Source organism: Bacillus sp. ME78, assembly GCF_903970865.1.
GTDB classification, from domain to species: domain Bacteria; phylum Bacillota; class Bacilli; order Bacillales; family Bacillaceae_G; genus Bacillus_A; species Bacillus_A cereus.
This window is the reverse complement of sequence record NZ_CAJCKK010000006.1, coordinates 90096-103376: the sequence shown is the minus strand read 5'-3', so window position 1 is coordinate 103376 and position 13281 is coordinate 90096. Positions and strand designations below refer to the sequence as shown.

Genomic DNA, 13281 nt, shown 5'->3' with positions numbered 1-13281 from the left:
ATTTCTTCTATTATATATCCAATTGAACCTCTACACCGAAATGATCTGAAATTACATTTCTGTTTGTACCATTAAAAATAACTTTTGAAGAATGAACTTTTTTACTTTGGTTACACAATATTAGATCGATTCGCAAATTATGTTTATTTTCATCCCAACCAGCAATCTCACCTTGGACAGTCGTTCCTTCATCCTTCTCTATTGCTAATTCATATGTGTCATACAACCCTTTTTGCATCATATACTCATAACCTTCGCCTTCCAACCGAGCATTGTTATTAAAATCCCCCATTAAGAAGGCGAGCTTATTGCTATCTACACGCTCCATCAAACGATCGACTTGACCTTTGAATGACTCTTCTTCATCATTCCACCAACCGAGATGGCAAGAGTAAAACGTTATATCCTTACCATTATAAGCAATTGTTGTACTTACAATTTTACGCGTTTTCCAATACGTTGTATCCTTGTTTTCTGAAATAAAGAACGTATCTTCTTTTATAATATTATGCTTCGTTATAATCGCTAATCCTTCTTCGTACACGTCATAACCAATATGAGAGAAATCCCAAGTAATATTGTAATCTTTTACATGTAGCGCTTTTAACTCTTCTAATAGTAAAAGTCCAAAATTATCTTTTTTCTTGTTACCGCATACATTTTCAGCTTGTATGGACTGACTTACTTCTTGCAATGCGATGACATCGTACTCTTCTTCTTGAATTACTTTAGCAAGGTATCGTATCTTTTCTATTTGATTCTCTTCTTGCCAAGAATGACAGTTTAAAGTTAGCAATTTCATATTATTACGCACCTAACATATCTTGAATGTCTGACTTTAATACGTCAGCTTTCGGACCATATACCGCTTGTACACCTTTATCTTTTACAATAAGCCCTAAAGCACCATTTTGTTTCCACTGTGCTTCTGGTGCAACAACATCTAAATCTTTTACTGTTACACGTAAGCGTGTCATACAAGCATCTACGTCAGCAATATTTTCTTTTCCACCTAATAAATCGATAACTTTTGTTGCTAATGAACCGTCTTGTACATTTCCTGTCCCTTCTGATGCCTCATCTTCATTATCAATATAGTTACCTGCACGCCCTGGTGTTGGTAAATTGAATTTTTTAATTAAGAAATTAAATAGTGTAAAGTTAAGACCGAAGAACACTAATGAAACAATAACAAAGTTGATTAAGTCTCTTGTTAAACCTGCGTTAACCATCATTGGTGTACGAGTAATTAACTCAATAAATCCAAATGCATGAACACGTAAGTTAATTAAATCAGCTAGTGCGAATGCAAGTCCTGTTGTAATAGCATATACAACATATAATACTGGAGCAATAAACATGAACATGAATTCAATTGGTTCTGTTACACCTGTTAAGAATACTGCTAATGCTGCTGATAAAAACATTGGTTTATATTTTGCACGCTTTTCTTTATCAACGTTACGGAACATCGCAAATGCAATCCCCATTAACGCTGCTGTTGAGCCGATAACTTGTCCAGCTTTGAAACGAGCTGGTACAACGTTATTTAATAAATCGTTATATGCCTTCGTATCTCCATTTGCTAATAAATTATTTAAATCTGTAATCCATGCAAGCCATAATGGATCTTGTCCTGCTACAACTTGTCCAACTTTTGAACCAGTTAGCATCGTATATGTTCCGCCTAGCTCTGTATAGTTCATCGGAATCGTTAACATATGGTGTAAACCAAATGGTAATAATAAACGCTCTAACGTTCCATATACAAACGGTGCAACAACTGGTGCACTATCTTTTGAAGCTGCAATCCAGCGACCAAATTCATTTAACCCACTTTGGATGAATGGCCATAGAAATGATAATACAATCGCAGTAACTGTAGACCAAAGAATTACAACGAATGGTACAAATCGTTTTCCATTAAAGAATGCTAATGCCTGTGGCAATTTATTATAGTTATAATATTTGTTATATAGATTAGCTCCTAAGAAACCTGTGATAATCCCCACGAAAACTCCCATGTTTAATGCTGGTGCACCAAGTACAGAAGTAAAGTAATCTTTTACAAGTAAATCTCCTGCTATTACTGAAGAAACTGTCGCTTTTGAATCCGCTAACATTTGAGCGTTTACGCCAAATATAGCTCCTGTAATTCGGTTTGTTAAGACGAATGCTAATAGCGCTGCAAATGCACCACCTGCACGATCCTTCGCCCAAGATCCCCCAATTGCTACTGCGAATAAGATGTGTAGATTTGTAATGATTGCCCAACCGATGTCTTCCATTACGCGAGCGATTGTATGAACTGCGTTAACATCCCCCGCAGACATACCAATTAACTTACCGATGGAAATCATTAAACCAGCTGCTGGCATTACGGCTACAACAACTAATAACGCTTTCCCGAACTTTTGCCAAAAATCAAAAGACGTAATTTTCATCTGTTCTTCCTCCCCTTTATTTATAACAACATAATGATTTAAATTATAATTTCTGTTCCCTTTATGAAAACGATTCCTTATGTTACTTTATTTTTATCTTTACGCAACCGTTTTCATAAATCTATTTTAATAAAAGCGTTTTCACTTTGCAATAGAAATTTATTTTTTTTCATAAAAAAAGATGCTCAAAGAGCATCCTTTTTTATTATGAAATGCGATAAACCCTTGTTTCATAAGGTTTTAAAGCAATTGTTGTTACCTCTTCATGTTCCGCAACTTCATAGTTATTTAAAAGCAAACGTTTGCGTTCTAATGCAAATGAATCCTCATTATACACAGCTTCCTCTTTTGAGATATTACTAATTACAATGACTTTTTCATCCTGTAACGTACGTGTATATGCATAAATTTGTGGATCGTCTTCTAAAAGTAAATCGTACGTACCATAGTTCAGTACATCGTGCTCTTTTTTCAGGGCAATCATTTTCTTATAGAAATTGAAAATAGACTTTTCTTCATTTTTTTGCTTTTCAACATTAATTTCTTTGTAATTTGGATTCATGCTAAACCAAGGTGTACTTGTTGTGAAACCAGCATTCATCTCATCATTCCACTGCATAGGTGTACGTGAATTATCGCGGCAAGAAGCCCATATAATCTCCATCATATCTTGATGTGGTACGCCCTCTGCAATTTTCTCGCGATATAAATTTTTAATTGCTACATCATCGTAATCTTCAATATTTGGTAACTGAACATTTGTCATACCAATTTCTTGTCCTTGATAAATAAACGGTGTACCGTGCATAAAGAAATACATCGCTCCTAGAGCTGTTGCACTTTCACGCCAATATTGTTTGTCATCTCCCCATGTTGAAACGATACGTGGTTTATCGTGATTCTCAATATATAAAGCGTTCCATCCTTTATTTTCTAATCCTTTTTGCCATTTCGTTAATACTTTTTTCAATCCTACAACATCAAGGTCTTTCTTCTTCTCTGCATCCCATAAACTTAAATGTTCAAACTGGAATACCATATTGAACTTACCTTGCTCTTCTCCAACCCAAAGCTCAGCATCTTCAATCTTAACGCCATTTGCTTCACCAACAGTCATAATATCGTACTTAGAGAATGTATTTTCTTTTAGCTCTTCTAATAAAGGTTGAATACCTTTCACATTCATATGTTTATCAAAAGATGGCACATATTTTAACTCTTTTGGATTTGGCATATCCTTAAGGCCTTCTTCTTTTTTTATATGACTGATCGCATCAACGCGGAAACCATCAATACCTTTATCAAGCCACCAATTAACCGTATCATATAGTACTTCACGAACTTCTTTATTCTCCCAGTTCAAATCTGGTTGTTTACGTGAGAATAGATGTAAATAATATTGTTCTGTTTCTTCATCATATTCCCATGCCGAACCATTAAAAATACTTTCCCAGTTGTTTGGCTCCGCACCATCTTTACCATCATGCCAAATATACCAATCACGCTTCGGATTATCTTTAGATGAACGTGATTCAATAAACCATGGATGTTCATCACTCGTATGATTAATAACTAAATCAATAATAAGCTTCATATCACGCTTATGAACTTCATCTAGTAAAGCATCAAAGTCTGCCATTGTACCAAACTCATCCATAATATCTTGATAATCACTAATATCATAACCATTATCATCATTAGGCGACTTATACATTGGACAAATCCAAATTACATCTATACCTAAGTCTTTTAAATAATCCAGTTTTGCAATAATACCTTGTAAATCTCCAATACCATCACCATTTGAATCCATAAAGCTTCGTGGATAAATTTGATAAGCAACTGCTTCTTTCCACCATGTCTTATTCATAGTCCTTCTCTCCTTTTGCATCCCATCAGAATTTTATGCAAACGTTTTCGTAACACTATCATAACAAAATATGAACAGTTTGCAACTGTTTTCATTGAACTCTATGTAGATTCTTTATTCTTATGCTTTATTTATTTCTCACAAAGGTAAATCTCATTCTCCACCTCTCCTTGTCCACGCGTATTACAGACATTTTTCATATATTAATAAAAAGCTCTGATTATTTTGGAAAGGAGTAAGAAATTGAAGCAAACAAAATTAACAGGTCGTATCGTTGTTCCCACAGATCCTGACTACGACGTAGCCCGAATGAATTTAAATTTAAGTATTCCAAAACTCCCTTGTATTATTGTTTTTTGTCAAAATAACAAGGATGTATGTAACGCCTTAAAATGGGCACGTGAACGTCATATACCATTTCGGTTAAGAAGTGGACGTCATAGCTATGAAAATTTCTCTCTTTTAAATAGAGGACTTATTATTGATGTGAGTGAAATGCATCGCATTACTGTTAATACAGAGAAATTAACAGCAACAATTGAGGCTGGTGCAAATCTTGGCACTGTTTATAAAGAACTTTGGAATTACGGTGTTACAATTCCTGCTGGTACAAGTGCAAGCGTTGGAATTGTTGGATTAGCACTTGGCGGTGGTATTGGTATGCTTTCACGCTTATTTGGATTAACATGTGATCAATTAATGGAAGTGGAAATGGTACAAGCGTGTGGAAAATTTGGTGCAAAACTCATTCGTGCAAATGAACAAGAAAACTCTAACCTTTTTTGGGCATGCCGTGGTGGCGGTGGTGGAAACTTCGGAATTATCACTTCCTTAACTTTTCGAGTCCACCCCGTAAAAAATGTATCAATTTTCTCAATTACATGGGAATGGGAAGACTTTATTGCTGCATTTCAAGCGTGGCAAAACTGGGCACCTTATATAGATGAACGTCTCACTTCATCGATCGAATTATTCGCCAAGCAACGAAATAAAATCGAAGCACAAGGCGAGTTTGTCGGTTCTCCCTCTGAACTCCATTCCCTATTATCCCCTCTTCTTGAAACTGGTAGCCCCTCTCTCTTTATAGAAGAAGTTCCTTATATAAGGGCTGTTGAATTTTTTAATGGCGGTAACATCCCTGAAAATTTCAAGCGCTCTGGTTCCTATGTCTATAAACCTATTTCCCTTAAAGGCATTCAAATCATGCAATCCTTTCTTTCTCATGCACCAAATAAAGATGCTAGTATTTGGCATCAATCGCTCATAGGTGCTGTTGAAAATATTTCGCCGAATGAAACGGCTTATTTTCATCGTAAAGCAATTATTGCTCAAGAATACATTACCTCTTGGAAATGCGATGATGAAGAAAATCGAAATATACGCTGGGTTAAAGGTTTACGAGAAAGCTTAGATCCTTATACACTAGGTGACTATGTGAACTGGCCCGATATCGACATTAAAAATTGGCAAACTAGTTATTATGGCTTTAACTTTCACAGATTACGTAAAGTAAAAACCATGTATGATCCTTGTGATGTTTTTCATTTTCAACAAAGTATTCCTCCTTTTCATACGTGAAAAAAGGGGATAACATAAAAAAATCATCCAATATACCGTTACCTCGCAGTATGTTGGATGATTCAAGTTGATTTTCTATATCGTTTCAAATTCTTGCTCCTACTCATAAACTTTTACTTACAGATTAATTGTATTTCGTATTATTTTCATGCAATGAATGTAATTTAATATTTGGTACTTTATCTTGTTCAATACCTCTATTATAAGAAACAGGAACTTGAAATTCAAATTGCTTTGTCTCATGTTTTTGTAAATAGACTGGTTTCGGTACTGGATAGCTTTTTGAATTCTCGTTTGCATTATCATATAAAACAACTTTTAATGCTTGTGAATGATTACGATAATTTTTTAAAGTAACAATGCACTTCGGTTGGATATTCTCTCCATTTTTCTCCATTCTACACTGGCTATCTTCTTTTTTATATTCTATTGCTTCTACCCCTGTTTTTCCTGCGTAATACCATGTTTTATTCAATGTCTGGAGGATTGTATTTAAAATAAACGGCATCATTACAATCAAAATACTAATGCCTACTACTTTTATCTTATTCATTTTTCTAAATGCACTAGACTCCTTTTTTCCTAGCCATTTTAAAAATAATATAAATGCAAGTACATGTAGTATGAAAGAAACAATCAATATATTTGAGACTTTATAATCCATATAAACATACGTATGTATCGGAACCTTATAGACATTGAATAGTTTTTCCCCAATTAATTCATTATCATTTGGAATTTTTAATAATAACAAAACCCCTATACTGTAACAAATAGCTACTAATCGATCATACTCAATACGAATCATTCTTTCTCCCCTTCACTTTGTTTTTTATTATCGATTTTAGCTATTATTACCATACTATACAATCTTTTTATAGAGGATAACGTAAAAAAGTTCCTTATAAATATATAAAGAACCTTATTAATATACATTATGAATTAAAAAATCAATATACAATTTTCACATAGAGATTTCTTCAAAATATGTTGGATTGTGTATTGTAATTTTTTTATCTAAAATTGTAACAATGCTATCATTTTTTAATTGTTTTAATACGCTGCTAACTGTCTCTCGAGATGTTCCAGATATTTTGGATATTTCAATTGTTGTAAGTGGACATGAAATTACAATCTTTTCCCCACTCTGTTCTCCTAAATCCTGCATTAAATAATTTAACGTTTGGATAACACGATCTTGTGCATTAGGAATTGTAATATTTTGCACTCGATTTTCATTCAATTTTAATATAGATGATAATTGCTGAACAACGTACATCAATTGCGTTCTGCTCGATTTTACCATATCTTCAAAGATTACCGTTGGAATATAATATACCTCCACATCCGTCATTGCTTCTGCTGTATAGTTATATCCTCTGTCTGTAAACATACCACCATAAGGAAAAATAGAATACCGCTTTACATAGTCATCGTATAATAAGTTCCCATTTTGATTAACCCGCTCTAACTTTACAAAACCATCTAACATGAAGTAAATTCTTTCCCTTGAATCCCCTTCTAAAAATAAAAATTGACCTTTTTTATAAGTTCGCCAATAAACAAACTCTGTTAAGCCTTTCAATTTTTTTTCTGTTAAATGAGCAAATAATTCGAACTGCTTTAAGTCTTTCACTACGTTCCGTCTATTCATAAAATTCCCTCTCTCTTGCTGTATGTTGGAGCGAAAAATCAAGAAAGCGTATTCAATTTGAATTTTATCATAATTAACTTATATATTCAGATTTCATCATGAAAACTTTATGAACAATGAGTACAAAAAATATTAATAAATAAAAAGAATGAAGTTATTAACCTCATTCTTTTTTTTACTATTAAGTAGCGTACATAATAATTTAAACATACATGCATACATTCTGTTTTGAAATAATAGTACCAGCTTTTTCTTCTAGTGCTTCATATACTTTTTCTAAAGACGTAATAATTGTTTTTCTTTTTGGATTTGTATTAACAAAATTAATAGCAGCTTCAATTTTTGGAAGCATGCTTCCCGCAGCAAATTGTTGTTCTTCAATATATTCTTCTAATTGATTCACTGTGACATGCTCTAATTTTTTTTGATTCGGTTGATTATAATTTACATACACATGATCAACTGCAGTTAAAATAACGAGCGTATCGGCATCTACTAATTCTGCTAATTTCTGCGCAGCGAAATCTTTATCGATAACCGCTTCAGTTCCTTTTAACCCTTCTTCGGAATCAATTACTGGAATTCCACCCCCGCCAACAGCTATCACTATGTTTCCATCTTCCACCAAAGAATTAATCACTTTATGTTCATGAATACTTACAGGCTTCGGTGATGGAACAACACGTCTCCATCCTCTACCAGCATCTTCTTTAAACACTGCTTTTGTTTCATCCATTAATCTTCTGGCCTCTTCTTCTGTATAAAAAGGACCAATTGGTTTAGTTGGATTTTTAAATGCCTCATCTTTTTTATCCACTACAACGCGCGTTATAACCGTTGCTACATCTTTTTGTATATTCCGTTTTTTTAATGCCTTTTCAATCGCATTTTCCATCCAATATCCAATCATCCCTTGGCTCATTGCCCCACAAGTATCTAATGGCATTGCAGGTGTCTTTTCCGTTTCTGCAGCTTTTTGCTGTAATAAAATATTCCCCACTTGTGGGCCATTTCCATGCGCAATTACTATATCCACATCATTTTCCATTATTTTCACAAGTTGTTCCGCTGTTTTTTCCAACGCTTCTTGCTGCGCTCCCGCAGTAGCTTCTCCAGACTGTATCGCATTTCCCCCTAGTGCAACTACAATTTTTCTTCGTGCCATATTTCAGCCCTCCAGTTCATTTCGCTTTCACAGCGCTTTATAAAGTAATACTGCCTGTAATTAATCCATAAATCGCAAAGAATGCTAAAGCACCAATTGCTACGGATGATGCTAATTCCACTCGAGTAAATATTTGCTTCGAACTCTTTTGCTTTTGAACATTGTAAAAAATAAAAATACCTGGCGCATATAAAGTCATTGTTAATAATAAATACTCTAAACCAGCTGCATAAACTAACCACACACCATAAATACTTGCTATCAAACCAATTATTATATTTTTATTTCGATCTACTTCTTCAGATTTTAAGCTATGCTTCAGTTGATAAAATGCTGAAAAAGCATATGGAATTAAAATGGCTGAAGATGCTAAAGAGAATGCAAAGTTATACGCCTGATCAGAAACGACGAATGTTAACAAGAATATTTGAATTAAACCATTTGTTATCCATAATGAATTTACTGGAGCCTTATTTTTATTTTCTTTTGCGAACCATTTTGGAAATACTCCATCTTTAGCGGCTAAATATGGAATTTCAGAAGCGAGCAAAGTCCAACCTAACCAAGCACCTAATACAGAGATGACCAAACCTAAATTTATAAAGATAGCACCCCATTTTCCAACAACACTTTCAAATAAATAAGCCATAGCTGGATTTTTCAAACCAGCAATATCTGCTTGCTGCATAAGTCCAAGAGACAATAATGTGATTAAAATGTAAATGATGAGTGTACCAATTAAGCCAATAACCGTTGCTTTCCCTACATCACTTCTATTTTTTGCTCGACTGGATAAAACAACAGCCCCTTCTACCCCAATAAATACCCATAGAGTTACAAGCATTGTACTTTTAACTTGGCTGCCAACTGCTCCCCATGAAAAAGAACCAGTTTGCCCCCAAAATCCATCTAAGAATGTATCAATATGAAACGCGAAGATTCCTATGACAATAAATACAAATACAGGTACTAATTTTGCGATTGTAGTTACTAAATTCACAAGTGCTGCTGATTGAACTCCACGTAAAATTAACATGTGAACACACCACAATAATACGCTTGCACCAATAATGGATTCTACATTTTGACCGCCTTCAAAGATCGGGAAGAAATATCCTAATGAAGAAAATAATAATGTACCGTAAGCTACATTCCCAAGCCAAGCAGATAGCCAGTATCCCCACGCACTATTAAATCCCATAAAATTACCAAATTCTGCTTTTGCATAGCTAAAAATACCACCATCTAAATCTGGCCGTTTTACAGTTAGATTTTGAAAAGATAATCCAAGTGCAATCATCCCAATTCCTGTTATAACCCAGCCAATAATAATGGCTCCAGCACCAGCACCTTTTGCCATATCACTCGCTAAATTAAAGGCTCCACCGCCAATCATAGACCCAACTACAAGAGCCGTTAGTGTAAACAACCCTAATTTCTTATCTTCACCCATTCCACTCACCTCTCTTTAATTGCAATAACAATACAAAAGCAATAGTGAATGATAGTGTCTAAAGGAGGAGAAAGAAGAAAGGAAGACTCCCTTTCTTCTTTACTCCATGTTTCCTAAAGTAGCTGCCATAACCGCTTTAATTGTATGCATTCTATTTTCAGCTTGATCAAATACTTTTGAATGTTTACTGCGGAATACTTCGTCAGTTACCTCCATTTCTTTCAACCCATATTTCTCGTAAACTTCTTCGCCATACATCGTTTCAACATCATGAAATGCAGGTAAACAATGTAAGAAAATCACGTTTTCATTCCCTGTTTCTTTAATCATTTTCATATTTACTTGATAAGGTCTCAATAACTCGACACGTTCAGCAAATTTTTCTTCTTCCCCCATAGACACCCATACATCTGTATAAATTACATCTGCATTCGCAACAGCTTCTTCCACATTACTTGTTATCATTACCTGTTCATTATATTTTTTTGCTAAATCAATTACTTCTTGTGCAGGCCATAAAGATTCTGGTGTGCAAATACGTACATCCATTCCAACGATTGCTCCACCAACTAGTAAGCTATTAGCAACATTATTTCGTCCATCTCCAACGTAAACGAGCTTCACATTTTTCAACTTCCCTACATGTTCTCTAATTGTTAATAAATCTGCTAGTGTTTGTGTTGGATGCCACATGTCTGTTAATCCATTCCAAACTGGCACACCAGAATTTTGTGCTAAAGATTCTACAGTCTCATGATTAAATCCACGAAACTCAATTCCGTCAAACATACGCCCTAACACTTTTGCTGTATCCTCTACGGATTCTTTTTTCCCAAGCTGAATATCACCTTTCCCTAAATATTCAGGATTCGCCCCTAAATCTGTACATGCTACTGTAAATGCACAGCGCGTACGAGTGGAGGTTTTTTCAAATAAGAGCGCTACATTCTTATCTTCTAAATAATGATGCGGGATACCATTTTTCTTTTTCTCTTTTAATTCTGCTGCCAAATCTAGAAAATATAACAATTCTTCTTGTGTAAAATCTTTTTCTGCTAGAAAGCTTCTTCCTTTTAAATTTGGTCTAGTCATTAACATACTTCATCCCTACTTTCTCCGTTATTTATACTAAATATCTTTACGAACAATTGGCATACTCATGCAACGTGGACCCCCACGACCACGAGATAATTCCGAACTTAGCACTTCAATTACTTCTATACCGTGCTCCCGTAATAACGTATTGGATACATAGTTGCGATCATATGTAACAACTACACCTGGTGCGATTGCTAATGTGTTCGAGCCATCATTCCATTGTTCACGAGCAGAAGCAATTACATCTCCTCCTCCACATGGAATAAGAACTAATTCACTTAAGCCTAATACCTCTTTTAATGCTTCCATTAAAGAAGTACGATGTGTAATTTTAAGAGTTTCCTCATCTGATCCTTTTTCTAAAATATAAATATTCATATTCCCTTTTGGCCCTTGAATGGCTGGATGAATTGTAAACTTGTCATAATCAACCATTGTAAATACTGTATCTAAATGCATAAATGCTCGGCATTTTGGAATTTCTATTGCTAACACTTTCTTAATTTTATTTTGTCGGCTAAAGAGATTTTTAGCTAAACGTTCAATTGCTTTAGCTGAAGTACGAGCAGACACTCCAATCGCAATTGTTTCTTCATTTAAAATTAGCTCGTCGCCACCTTCAATTGGAAATTTATAATCACGATCTAACCAGATTGGTACATTATGTTTTGCAAATCTTGGGTGATATTTAATGATGTACTCCATGAATAATGATTCACGTCTACGCGCTGGTTCTCTCATCTTATTTATCGTTAAGCCATCGCCCACGCTAGCTGCTGGATCACGAGTAAAATATAAATTAGGCATTGGATCTAAGTAAAACGGATAATGATCTTCCATTAATTCATATAAATGTGTCTTCTTACTTGTTTCAATTTCGTTTTTCCGTACACCGCCCATAATTTTTTGAATTAATTCTTCATTTGAAAAGGAAAGTAAATATTCTTTTAAAGTTTGATGTGCAACATTTACGTCAGCCTGTCCTTCTTTTAAAATACGATCAACAAATTCTTCTCGAAGTTTTTTATCTACTAACGCCTCAGCAGCTAGTTTTTCTAAATAAAGAACTTCAACACCCCGATTGCGTAACGTTTGTGCAAAATAATCATGCTCTTTTTGAATAATTGGTAAGTATGGAATATCGTCAAATAATAATTGTTGCAAATAATCTGGCGTCAAGTTTTCCACTTCTTTACCCGGTCGTTTTAATAAAACCGTTTGTAATTCCCCAATTTCTGAAGTAACATGTATCGGATGTTTCATTTGTTGTACCTCCTTTTAAATATGTTTGATGTCTTACAAGTACATAATAAATGCTCTGCACTTTTATCTTTGTGAAAGCATCCACATTATCATTGTGAAATATTAAACAAGTTATTTTTTTTAAATCATACGAATTTGTATTTTTATAACAAACTCTCTCGCTTTTTCAATAAAAAACACATATATTACGCATATATGTTGAATATTTAACTTCCGTATTTAAACAAAAATCCTGTTTTTAATTTTATTAAAAACAGGATTTTTGCATCTAAATAATTAAATTTAATCTTTCTTCTATAATCTCCCTATCTGATTTCGACTGTGAAATTATAAGGCATGTATCATTTCCACATATACATCCTATTTTTTCTTTCCAATCTAACTCATCAAATAAAACACCAATAACATGTGCATTACCAGGTAATGTTTTAATAACCATTAATTGATCTACACAATCAATTTTCACAACAACTTCTCGTAATTTTTTCTTTAACTTTATATCAGTTTGTAAATGCTCTTCTGAGAAAACTTTATATATCATTAATCCTTCTTGAGAAGGTACCTTCGTTAAGTTTAACTCACGAATATCGCGAGAAACCGTAGCTTGTGTTACTAATACATCTTTTTTTGCTAACAATTCTACTAATCTTTCTTGCTTATCTATTTCATACTCCTTTACAAATTGTTTAATTAACCGTTGTCTTTTTTCTTTTTTCATAAAAGACACCCCTTTTAATATTATAGCTCGCTATAATT

11 protein-coding genes are annotated in these 13281 nt (G+C 34.0%); 1 reads left to right on the top strand and 10 read right to left on the bottom strand.

The genetic code is table 11. The features are described 5' to 3' along the window. Positions 1 to 10: 10 nt before the first annotated feature. The 3 genes from H6481_RS10045 to H6481_RS10035 all read right to left on the bottom strand — a co-directional run bounded on the left by H6481_RS10045 (position 11) and on the right by H6481_RS10035 (position 4314). Positions 11 to 802, bottom strand: coding sequence for an endonuclease/exonuclease/phosphatase family protein (locus H6481_RS10045; protein ID WP_182811596.1), 792 nt, complete (start codon positions 800 to 802; stop codon positions 11 to 13). A 4-nt stretch (positions 803 to 806) separates the two neighbouring features. Then, complete coding sequence (locus H6481_RS10040) at positions 807 to 2444, bottom strand: PTS transporter subunit IIBC (RefSeq protein ID WP_000705566.1); 1638 nt, start codon at positions 2442 to 2444, stop codon at positions 807 to 809. Positions 2445 to 2649: 205 nt separating this feature from the next. After that, positions 2650 to 4314: an alpha-glucosidase gene (locus H6481_RS10035; protein WP_088022840.1), complete on the bottom strand. Its 1665-nt coding sequence runs from the start codon at positions 4312 to 4314 to the stop codon at positions 2650 to 2652. A gap of 243 nt (positions 4315 to 4557) precedes the next feature. On the opposite strand from H6481_RS10035, the gene H6481_RS10030 reads away from it, so the two are divergent. Next, complete coding sequence (locus H6481_RS10030; RefSeq protein ID WP_182811593.1) at positions 4558 to 5892, top strand: FAD-binding oxidoreductase; 1335 nt, start codon at positions 4558 to 4560, stop codon at positions 5890 to 5892. Between the two features lie 124 nt (positions 5893 to 6016). Here H6481_RS10030 and H6481_RS10025 read toward each other — a convergent pair whose 3' ends face one another. The 7 genes from H6481_RS10025 to argR form a co-directional block, all read right to left on the bottom strand. Further along, entirely contained in the window at positions 6017 to 6700 is a 684-nt protein-coding gene (locus H6481_RS10025) for a hypothetical protein (protein WP_000619195.1), read from the bottom strand. Between the two features lie 156 nt (positions 6701 to 6856). After that, positions 6857 to 7546 carry a Crp/Fnr family transcriptional regulator gene (locus H6481_RS10020; protein ID WP_001081906.1) on the bottom strand — a complete coding sequence of 230 codons (690 nt, stop codon included), beginning with the start codon at positions 7544 to 7546 and terminating at the stop codon, positions 6857 to 6859. Positions 7547 to 7748: 202 nt separating this feature from the next. Then, positions 7749 to 8711 carry a carbamate kinase gene (gene arcC / locus H6481_RS10015; RefSeq protein ID WP_000113953.1) on the bottom strand — a complete coding sequence of 321 codons (963 nt, stop codon included), beginning with the start codon at positions 8709 to 8711 and terminating at the stop codon, positions 7749 to 7751. A 37-nt stretch (positions 8712 to 8748) separates the two neighbouring features. After that, positions 8749 to 10164, bottom strand: coding sequence for an arginine-ornithine antiporter (gene arcD / locus H6481_RS10010; protein WP_182811590.1), 1416 nt, complete (start codon positions 10162 to 10164; stop codon positions 8749 to 8751). A 99-nt stretch (positions 10165 to 10263) separates the two neighbouring features. Next, positions 10264 to 11262, bottom strand: a complete 999-nt coding sequence (gene argF, locus H6481_RS10005) for an ornithine carbamoyltransferase (RefSeq protein WP_000930283.1) — start codon at positions 11260 to 11262, stop codon at positions 10264 to 10266. Positions 11263 to 11292: 30 nt separating this feature from the next. Beyond that, the gene (arcA, locus tag H6481_RS10000) at positions 11293 to 12525 is read right to left on the bottom strand and encodes an arginine deiminase (protein ID WP_000682331.1); all 1233 of its coding nucleotides are present in this window, start codon (positions 12523 to 12525) and stop codon (positions 11293 to 11295) included. A gap of 268 nt (positions 12526 to 12793) precedes the next feature. Then, positions 12794 to 13243, bottom strand: coding sequence for an arginine repressor (gene argR / locus H6481_RS09995; protein ID WP_000711826.1), 450 nt, complete (start codon positions 13241 to 13243; stop codon positions 12794 to 12796). Positions 13244 to 13281 lie beyond the last annotated feature (38 nt).

What these genes read in the sequence shown, in the direction of transcription:
- arcC (WP_000113953.1), bottom strand. Translation starts at nt 8,711, where the DNA reads ATGGCACGAAGAAAAATTGTAGTTGCACTAGGGGGAAATGCGATACAG.
- H6481_RS10025 (WP_000619195.1), bottom strand. Translation starts at nt 6,700, where the DNA reads ATGATTCGTATTGAGTATGATCGATTAGTAGCTATTTGTTACAGTATA.
- H6481_RS10040 (WP_000705566.1), bottom strand. Translation starts at nt 2,444, where the DNA reads ATGAAAATTACGTCTTTTGATTTTTGGCAAAAGTTCGGGAAAGCGTTA.
- argR (WP_000711826.1), bottom strand. Translation starts at nt 13,243, where the DNA reads ATGAAAAAAGAAAAAAGACAACGGTTAATTAAACAATTTGTAAAGGAG.
- H6481_RS10035 (WP_088022840.1), bottom strand. Translation starts at nt 4,314, where the DNA reads ATGAATAAGACATGGTGGAAAGAAGCAGTTGCTTATCAAATTTATCCA.
- argF (WP_000930283.1), bottom strand. Translation starts at nt 11,262, where the DNA reads ATGTTAATGACTAGACCAAATTTAAAAGGAAGAAGCTTTCTAGCAGAA.
- arcA (WP_000682331.1), bottom strand. Translation starts at nt 12,525, where the DNA reads ATGAAACATCCGATACATGTTACTTCAGAAATTGGGGAATTACAAACG.
- arcD (WP_182811590.1), bottom strand. Translation starts at nt 10,164, where the DNA reads ATGGGTGAAGATAAGAAATTAGGGTTGTTTACACTAACGGCTCTTGTA.
- H6481_RS10020 (WP_001081906.1), bottom strand. Translation starts at nt 7,546, where the DNA reads ATGAATAGACGGAACGTAGTGAAAGACTTAAAGCAGTTCGAATTATTT.
- H6481_RS10045 (WP_182811596.1), bottom strand. Translation starts at nt 802, where the DNA reads ATGAAATTGCTAACTTTAAACTGTCATTCTTGGCAAGAAGAGAATCAA.